3 protein-coding genes and 1 pseudogene are annotated in these 5,150 nt (G+C 70.7%); 2 read left to right on the forward strand and 2 right to left on the reverse strand.

The genetic code is table 11. The features are described from left to right. Positions 1-224: 224 nt before the first annotated feature. Together AB0G02_RS08305 and AB0G02_RS08310 are read left to right on the forward strand one after the other, a co-directional pair. Positions 225-1,664: an RICIN domain-containing protein gene (locus tag AB0G02_RS08305; protein ID WP_360791243.1), complete on the forward strand. Its 1,440-nt coding sequence runs from the start codon at positions 225-227 to the stop codon at positions 1,662-1,664. Between the two features lie 315 nt (positions 1,665-1,979). After that, positions 1,980-2,990, forward strand: coding sequence for an NmrA/HSCARG family protein (locus tag AB0G02_RS08310; RefSeq protein WP_360791246.1), 1,011 nt, complete (start codon positions 1,980-1,982; stop codon positions 2,988-2,990). Positions 2,991-3,012: 22 nt separating this feature from the next. Here AB0G02_RS08310 and AB0G02_RS08315 read toward each other — a convergent pair whose 3' ends face one another. After that, positions 3,013-4,719 (reverse strand): P-loop NTPase fold protein, encoded by a 1,707-nt coding sequence (locus tag AB0G02_RS08315; RefSeq protein WP_360791249.1) that lies wholly within the window; start codon positions 4,717-4,719, stop codon positions 3,013-3,015. An 87-nt stretch (positions 4,720-4,806) separates the two neighbouring features. Further along, positions 4,807-5,150 (reverse strand): annotated as a pseudogene (locus AB0G02_RS08320) (hypothetical protein); the annotation flags it as partial.

Below are 5,150 nucleotides of genomic sequence, written 5' to 3' on the forward strand. Positions count from 1 at the left end.
ACCCGCAGGGCCCCCCCACCTCGCGCTGCGGGGGGGGGAGCCCCGCCGCCCCCGCCCCAGCCCGGCCCCCCCCCACCGACCACGTCCGACCCCCACCGGTCCTGCTGTCGGAGCAGCACGACGCGGCCCGTTCAGATCGAGTGATTGGACACTTCATGGCACTGATCATGGCGTCTGGTGGTCACCCATCAGCACCACCGCGGAGCACCCGGCAGGTACGGCGGTTGCTGACCACCCTCGTGGTCACCGCGCTGACCGCAGCGGTGGGCCTCGTCGTCTCCGAGTCGCCGGCCAACGCCGCCACCAGCCAGTTCCGCGGCATGAACTGGGCCGTGCTGGGTGACAACTTCAGCACGGGCACGCTCGTCGTGCAGGGCCTGAGCCTGTCCGACAGCAACGCGACGGTGCGGGCGAAGGCGAACGCCCTCTACGACGACATGGCCTCCACCCTGGGGGTCAACACCGTCCGGCTGCCGATCAACACCCACACCGTCGCCAACACGACCTGGTGGAACGCCTACCGGGGCGCCATCGACGCCGCCACCGAGCGCGGCTTCAAGGTCATCCTCGCCTACTGGGAGGACGGCGCGGCCTCCGGTGGCAAGATCACGAACCTCGCCGCGTGGAACACGATGTGGTCGAGCGTGACCAACACCTACGGCTCGAACAGCAACGTCTACTTCGAGCCGATGAACGAGCCGCACGGCTACTCGTCGACGGACTGGCGCAACGTCGCGGCGAACTGGCTCAGCTACCACACCTCGGCGGTGCCCAGCCGGGTGCTCATCGGCGGCACCGGCTTCAGCCAGGACCTGCGGGACATCTGCAACGACAGCCGGTTCAACTCGACGCTGCTGTCGTTCCACTACTACGCCTTCTTCTACGGCGCGATGACCTACGACGCCTTCCGCAGCCACATCCAGACGCGGCTGGGCAACTGCGCGAACCGCGCGGTGGCGACGGAGTTCGGTGCGCCGATGTCCACCGGCCTGAACTACGCCGACGCGAACAGCAGCGAGAACTTCGTGCGCTACCTCCGCGCCGTGGCGCAGGTCATGCGGGACAACAACATGGGCGGCACGTACTGGCCGGCCGTGGGCGGCAAGCCCGGGAACATCGGCTACGACCACTACTCGATGTACTCGATGAGCGGCAGCGGCACCGACCTCAACCTGACCCTGCGCAACGCCTCCGGCGCCGACCGGATCCGGTACGCCTGGGGCGACGGGGTCACGAACCCGCCGGCGACGTACTACCGGATCGACGTCCGGCACAGCGGCAAGACCATGGACGTCCGGCAACCGAACACCGAGAACGGTGCGCGCGTCGACCAGTACACCTACAACGGCAACGCGTGGCAGCAGTGGCAGTTCCAGGACGCCGGCAGCGGCTACTGGCGCATCGTCAGCCGCAACAGCGGCAAGTGCCTCGACGTGGTGAGCGCGTCGACCGCCGACGGCGCCGAGCTCACCCAGTACACCTGCGGCACGGGCACCAACCAGCAGTTCCAGATGGTCGCCAACGGCAGCTACTTCCAGCTCCGGGCCCGGCACAGCGGCAAGTGCGTGGACGTGCCGGCCGCGTCGACCGCGGACGGCGTGATCCTCAAGCAGTACACCTGCAACACCGGCACCAACCAGCAGTGGTCGCGCACGGCCGTCTGACGGTCGGCCCGACCTGACCGGGATCCGCTCACCCCGCCGTGACGCGGTGGGTCGGCACAGAGGTTGTCCGATGTCCTGTTCGCGGGGCACCGGGCAACCTCTGTCCACTTTGTACTCGACGTGGACGCGCGGAGGACGTCACGCTTCCGATGATGATCAGAGCAAGCCTGAAGTAGGAGGCGGGCGTGCATTCGGCCTAGCTTGGCCAGTACCGGTGGATCACCGAGGGGCGCGATACCGCCCGGGGAGGAATACCGCGGCCCGATCCCGGGCCCTGCCAACGATTCCGCGTGACCTCGACACCTGGAGGACTCGGTGACCACATCCCTCGTCATCGGCGGCACCGGCGCGATGGGCTCCCGCGTGGTGCGCCGCCTCGCGGCCCGCGCCGACAACGCCGTCGTCGTGCTCACCCGCGACCCGTCCTCGGACCGCGCCCGCGACCTGGTCTCCGAGCTGGGCGACCGGGTCCGGCTGGTGCGGGGCGACCTGGACGACGCCGGGAGCCTGCGGGACGCGGTGGCCGGGGTCGACGAGGTGTTCGTCAACACCGACTTCCAGGCCACCATCAGCCCGCTCCGCGAGTACGAGCAGGGCTTGGCCGCCCTGCAGGCCGCGGAACGCGCCGGGGTCGAGCGGCTGGTCTACTCCTCGCTCGACAACGCGGTCGTGCTGACCGGCGGCCGCATCCCGGTGCCCCACTACGACAGCAAGGCCGCCGTCGAGGCGTGGATCGGGCTGCGGCGCTCCGAGGAGATGATGCGGAAGGACGCCGACGGCTGGTACAGCCGCCACGTCGCCGTGCTGGTCACCGCGCCGTACTTCGAGAACCTGCAGTCCCGGATGAGCCCGCGTCCCGGGACGCTGCCCGACGGCCGGGACGGCCTGCTGTTCACGTTGCCGCTGGGCGAGGCGGGCCGGTGGCCGATGATCGGGCTCGACGACACCGCCTGGTACGCCGACCACATGCTCTCGAACTGGGACGACTGGGCCGGGCGCACGCTCTCCGTGGTCTCCGAGGGCCTGACCGGCGACCGGATCGCGAGCACCTTCGAGCAGGTCACCGGGATCCCGGCGGCCTACCGGCCGGTGCCCCCGGACGCCCTGCGCTCGTCGATCCCCCGGATCGGCCACGACCTCGCGGCGATGTTCGAGTTCTTCACCGAGTTCGACGTCGCGGACCGCGCGCGTGACGTGGCCGCGCTGCGGGCGATCCACCCCGGGTTGCGCTCCTTCGTCGACTGGCTCACGTCGACCGGCTGGCGGGGCACCGAGGAAGAGGTCCAGAAGAAGGCCTTCCAGGTGGCCTCCCAGCTGCGGCCCTGACGGCCGGCGGACCGACACCGGGTCAGGCGCGGCGGCTCCTCCGCCGCAGGGCCGAGACCAGCTGCTGGACGCCGTCCTCGGTGATGCCGTACCGCAGGTCCAGCCACTGCCGGGAGCGGAGCAGGGGTGGCATGGACTCGGGGTCCGCGCCGGGGAGCAGGACCGGGATGATCAGGAGGTCCCGGGTCGCCACGGTCCCGTACTCCCGCAACTGCCCCTCCGACGCGGCGGACGTCCGACCGACGCAGTACAGCAGGGCGTCCGCCCGGCCGAGCCCGCTGTCGAGGGCTTCCTCCCACCGGGAGCCGAGGGGCACGTGGTCGTCGAAGAACACCCGCACCCCGGCCTCGGACAGGGCTCCCACGAGCCGGATGACGGCCGGCCGGTCCTCGTTCGCGAACGACACGAACGCGTCGTAGCGGACCTCGACCTCGGACGTGTCGAGCCGCGACAGCCGGTCCCGGGTGATCAGGAAGCTGACGCTGGCCTGCCTGAGCACCGGTTCGGTCAGCCAGTCGCGGCCGGGGCCCTGGGTGAGCAGTCGGCGCAGTTCGGGGTCGGAGATGAGCTTGCCCGCCACCAGGGCTTCCGGACCGGTGCCGCCCGCCTTGGCGTCGTAGCCGCCCGCGGTCCAGGTCGCGACGTCCTCGGCCAGGCCGTCCTGCTCGGTCAGGGCGGCGAACACGTCCGGCCACCGGTGCTCCAGGCAGCGCGAGACGGCGAAGAAGCGGATCGGGATCGCACCCCGCGCGCCCGGATCGGTCAGGCGGCTGCTGATGGCGTGGTCGACCAGGATGTTGTTGAGGAACCGGATCACCGCCCGGGGGTTGCCGCCCAGCGCCTCCGCGGCCACCGGGAGGACCGGTTGCAGCTCGGTCACGAGGGCGGGCGGCTGGTCGGCCAGCAGGGTCCGGCAGAACTCCGCCATCCGGTGCTTCGCGGGAGGGATGTGGAACGGCAGCTGGACGATCTTGTCCAGGTACAGCTCGCCCTTGAAGTCGGGGATGCCGTAATCCTTCGTGTACCGGTGCTGGAGGTACCCCTCGACCACCTTCCGCGCGACGCCGAGGACGAAGATGAACCCCGGCTGCGCCAGCACCAGCTTGATGCTCTCCAGCAACCGGATCGCCTGGTCGGGGAAGCAGCGGTCCAGGTCGTCGATCAGCACCACCACGCGCACGTTCTCGCGCAGCTTCACCTCGTCGAGGCTGGTGAACGCGCCGAAGTACAGGCTCCGGTCCAGCAGCGGGTCCGGGGTGAGCCGGTTGTCGCGCTCGATCATGTCCTTCGCCACGAACGAGGCCTCGAACTCCGCGAACCCCGGCACCGAGACCTTCGACTTGGCCGAGAACCCGTACGCGATCGCGCGCAGCGACCGGACCAGCCGCCGACCGGCCTGCCCGAACTGCTGGTTCAGCCCCTTGTGCTTCTCCAGCGCCTGCACGATCGTGCCGACGAGCGGCACGATCGGGTGCTCCTCCTGCTCGTAGCGCCAGGCGTTGAACCAGACCGTGACCACGCCCGGGTCTTCGTCCAGGCGCCGTTCGACCAACCGCATGAGGCTGGTCTTGCCGGTGCCCCACTCCCCGAACACCCCGATGGTGAACGGTCCTCGCGTGTCCGTCGCCGCCGCGGCCAGGACGTCGGCGTAGGCGTCGAACCCGAGCCCGTCCGCGTCCCGCCGGTCGGCCTCCCCGATCGCCTGGTCCGCGATGAGCCTCAGCACCATCCCACTCCGATCACCGTGCCGGCAGCGTCGATCTCCCTGCTATCGCCCCGGCCGGCCGATTCGCTACCGGCGCCGGTAGCGGGCCCTTCAGCCGCGGAGGGTGGAGAGCGGGTCGAGGTTCTCCTCCGTCAGGTCGTCGTAGTCGGTGGACACCGAGAGCTCGCGCCACTCGGCGTCCGACTCGGCGCGGGAGCGGTCGACCCGGGCGGCGAACCGGACGGCGTCGCTGCCCAGCAGCAGGCGGACCGGGGGCTCGTCGAGGTCGGCCACCCGCAGCACGACGTCCGCGACCTTCGCCGGGTCGCTCGCCGCCTTGGCCATGAGCGTGTCCCGCAGCGTGTTCACCGCGCCGACGGTCTGCTCGTAGGCCGCCGAGACCGGGTGGACGGTCATCGACGCGCCCGCCCAGTCGGTGCGCATGCCGCCCGGCT

The organism is Actinosynnema sp. NPDC023658 (assembly GCF_040639995.1).
GTDB lineage: Bacteria > Actinomycetota > Actinomycetes > Mycobacteriales > Pseudonocardiaceae > Actinosynnema.